Below are 3,536 nucleotides of genomic sequence, written 5' to 3'. Positions count from 1 at the left end.
CAGGCCCGCCATCGCCGCGACGCGCGATGAGGAGCCGGCGACCGCCATGCCGACCTTGCCGGCGCCGATGCGGCCGCGCGAGGTCTCGACGCCGGTCACCTTGCCGTTGGCATCGCGCGTGAAGCCGGTGACCTCGCAGTTCTGGATGATGTCGACGCCGAGCGCGCTCGCCGCATGCGCGTAGCCCCACACGACGGCGTCGTGCCGTGCCGTGCCGCCGCGCCGCTGCAGCAGCCCGCCCTGCACGGGGAAGCGCGCATTGTCGAAGTTCAGGAACGGCATCATTTTCCTGACCGCCGCGAGGTCGAGCAATTCGGCGTCGATGCCGTTGATGCGCATGGTGTTGCCGCGCCGCGCATAGGCATCGCGCTGGGCGTCGGAGTGGTAGAGGTTGATGACGCCGCGCTGGCTGACCATTGCGTTGTAGTTGAGGTCCTGCTCCATCCGCTCCCACAGCTTCATCGACAATTCGTAGAAGCCGGTATTGCCGGGCAAGCCGTAGTTGGAGCGGATGATGGTGGTGTTACGGCCGGCGTTGCCGGAGCCGATCCAGCCTTTTTCCAGCACCGCGACGTTGCGCATGCCGAACTCGCTGGCGAGGAACCATGCCGTCGCCAGCCCGTGGCCGCCGCCGCCGATGATCACCACATCGTAGCGGCCCTTCGGGCTGGCGTCGCGCCAGGTGCGCTGCCAGTTCTTGTGGCCGGAGAGAGCGGCGCGGGCGAGCGAGAAGATCGAGTATTTCATAAAGTCATTCCGAGCTCGCTCGCATCGCGCTGATGGTCTTCCTTAACGCATCGGATTCGTCCGAAAACCGCTTCGCACTTTTCGGTCCGATGCTTCAGATATCCAGCGTGTGGTCGCGCTCCCACTGCGTGAAGTGCGAAGCATAGGAATTCCATTCCTGCTGCTTCAGCTTTAGGTAAGCCGACGAGAATTCCTCACCCAGCGCCGCCTTCAGCGATTTGTCATTGTCGAACTCGCGCAGCGCGTCGAGCAGGTTGAGCGGCAGTTTCGGCGCATCCGTCACGGTATGGCCGAACTGGTACATGTCGATGTCGTAGCGTTTGCCCGGGTCGGCCTTCGAGCGGATGCCATCGAGACCGGCAGCGATGATGACGGCCTGCAGCAGATACGGGTTGGCTGCACCGTCGGGCAGGCGCAGCTCGAAACGGCCCGGGCCTGGCACGCGCACCATGTGGGTGCGGTTGTTGCCGGTCCATGTCACCGTGTTCGGTGCCCAGGTCGCGCCAGAAATCGTGCGCGGCGCATTGATGCGCTTGTAGGAATTGACCGTCGGGTTGGTGATCGCCGCAAGTGCCGAGGCATGCTTCATGATGCCGCCAAGGAAGTTCCTGCCCTTGGCGGAAAGGCCGAGCTCCATCGCATTGTCGGCGAAGACATTGGTCTTGCCGGTCTCGTCCCACACCGAGATATGCGCATGGCAGCCATTGCCGGTCAGGCCCTGGAAGGGCTTGGGCATGAAAGTCGCGCGCAGGCCGTGCTTTTCGGCAATCGACTTCACCATGAATTTGAAGAACGAGTGCTTGTCGGCGGTCGCCAGCGCATGGTCGAAGGTCCAGTTCATCTCGAACTGGCCGTTGGCGTCCTCATGGTCGTTCTGGTACGGGCCCCAGCCCAGCGCCAGCATGTGGTCGCAGATCTCAGCGATGACGTCGTAGCGGCGCATCACCGCCTGCTGGTCATAGCATGGTTTTGAGGCGGTATCGTATTCGTCGGAGATCGCCTTGCCGTCCGGCGAGATCAGGAAGAACTCCGCCTCGACGCCGGTCTTGACATGCATGCCGTCGCGGGCGGCCTCTTCGATCACCCGCTTCAGCGTGTTGCGCGGCGCCTGGCCGACCTCCTTGTCGTCCATGACGCAATTGGCGGCGACCCAGGCGACCTCCGGCTTCCACGGCAACTGTATGACCGAGGCTGGATCCGGAACCGCCAGCATGTCCGGATGCGCCGGGGTGAGATCGAGCCATGTGGCGAAGCCGGCAAATCCCGCGCCGTCCTTCTGCATGTCGGCGATCGCCTGTGCCGGCACCAGCTTCGCACGCTGCCCGCTAAACAGGTCGGTGTAGGAGATCATGAAATATTTAACGTTTTTCGCCCTTGCGAATTCTGCAAGATCAGTAGTCACACCAGTTCCCCATTTTTTGTCGGCCATGGCCCAAGGCATTTGGCCCTTCATTGATTAGAAGCCGTTCTTGCCCGGTATCCAGTTGGTGCCGGCAAGCGGCACGCCCGCCATGGCGGCCGCTTCGATGGTCAGCGCGACGAGGTCCTCGGGCTCGAGATTGTGCAGGCTGTTCTTGCCGCAGGCGCGCGCGATCGTCTGCGCCTCCAGCGTCATCACTTTCAGGTAATTCGCCAGCCGCCGTCCGGCCGCGATCGGGTCGACTCGTTTCATCAGCTCCGGATCTTGCGTGGTGATGCCTGCCGGGTCGCGGCCCTCGTGCCAGTCATCATAGGCGCCGGCGGTGGAGCCGAGCGCATTGTACTCTACCTCCCAGCGCGGATCGTTGTCACCAAGCGCAACCAGCGCCGCAGTGCCGATCGATACCGCGTCGACGCCGAGCGCGAGCGCCTTGGCGACGTCGGCGCCGTTGCGGATACCGCCGGAGACGATGAGCTGCACCTTGCGATGCATGCCGAGGTCCTGCAGCGCCTGCACCGCCGGCCTGATGCAGGCAAGCGTCGGCTGGCCGACATTCTCGATGAACACTTCCTGCGTCGCGGCCGTGCCGCCCTGCATGCCGTCGACCACGACGACGTCGGCGCCGGCCTTCACCGCGAGCGCGGTGTCGTAGTAGGGGCGGGCGCCGCCGACCTTGACGTAGATCGGCTTTTCCCAGTCGGTGATCTCGCGCAGTTCGAGGATCTTGATCTCGAGGTCGTCGGGCCCGGTCCAGTCGGGATGGCGCGACGCCGAGCGCTGGTCGATGCCCTTGGGAAGCGTGCGCATCTCGGCGACGCGGTCGGAGATCTTCTGGCCAAGCAGCATGCCGCCGCCGCCGGGCTTGGCGCCTTGGCCGACGACCACTTCGATCGCGTCGGCGCGGCGCAGGTCGCGCGGGTTCATGCCGTAGCGCGACGGCAGGTACTGATAGACGAGCTGATTGGAATGGCCGCGCTCCTCCTCCGTCATGCCGCCGTCGCCGGTGGTGGTCGAGGTGCCGGACAGCGTCGCGCCGCGGCCGAGCGCTTCCTTGGCGGGGCCGGACAGCGACCCGAAACTCATGCCGGCGATGGTGATCGGGATCTTCAGCTCGATCGGCTTCTTGGCGTGGCGCGTGCCCAGCACCACACTGGTGTCGCAGCGCTCGCGATAGCCTTCCAGCGGATAGCGCGAGATCGAGGCGCCGAGGAACAAGAGATCGTCGAAATGCGGCAGCTTGCGCTTGGCGCCGGCGCCGCGGATGTCATAGATGCCGGTCGCTGCTGCGCGGCGGATCTCGGAAAGCGTGTAGTCGTCGAAGGTCGCGGATTTGCGCGGCGTCGTCGGCGGGTTGCGATAGGTCATCTTG

3 protein-coding genes are annotated in these 3,536 nt (G+C 64.7%); all 3 read right to left on the bottom strand.

Translation table 11 applies throughout. From position 1 onward, the window contains the following. Positions 1–747: FAD-dependent oxidoreductase (locus EOA33_RS40560; RefSeq protein ID WP_245482359.1), on the bottom strand; the 747-nt coding region annotated here is incomplete at its 3' end. 94 nt (positions 748–841) lie between these two features. After that, positions 842–2,149 (bottom strand): type III glutamate--ammonia ligase, encoded by a 1,308-nt coding sequence (gene glnT, locus EOA33_RS18390; RefSeq protein ID WP_127406239.1) that lies wholly within the window; start codon positions 2,147–2,149, stop codon positions 842–844. Between the two features lie 54 nt (positions 2,150–2,203). Then, complete coding sequence (locus tag EOA33_RS18385) at positions 2,204–3,532, bottom strand: FMN-binding glutamate synthase family protein (protein WP_127406241.1); 1,329 nt, start codon at positions 3,530–3,532, stop codon at positions 2,204–2,206. Positions 3,533–3,536 lie beyond the last annotated feature (4 nt).

Origin of the sequence: Mesorhizobium sp. M4A.F.Ca.ET.050.02.1.1 (assembly GCF_003997725.1) — a bacterium.
Taxonomy (GTDB): Bacteria; Pseudomonadota; Alphaproteobacteria; order Rhizobiales; family Rhizobiaceae; genus Mesorhizobium.
This window is presented reverse-complemented; position numbering and strand designations above follow the sequence as displayed.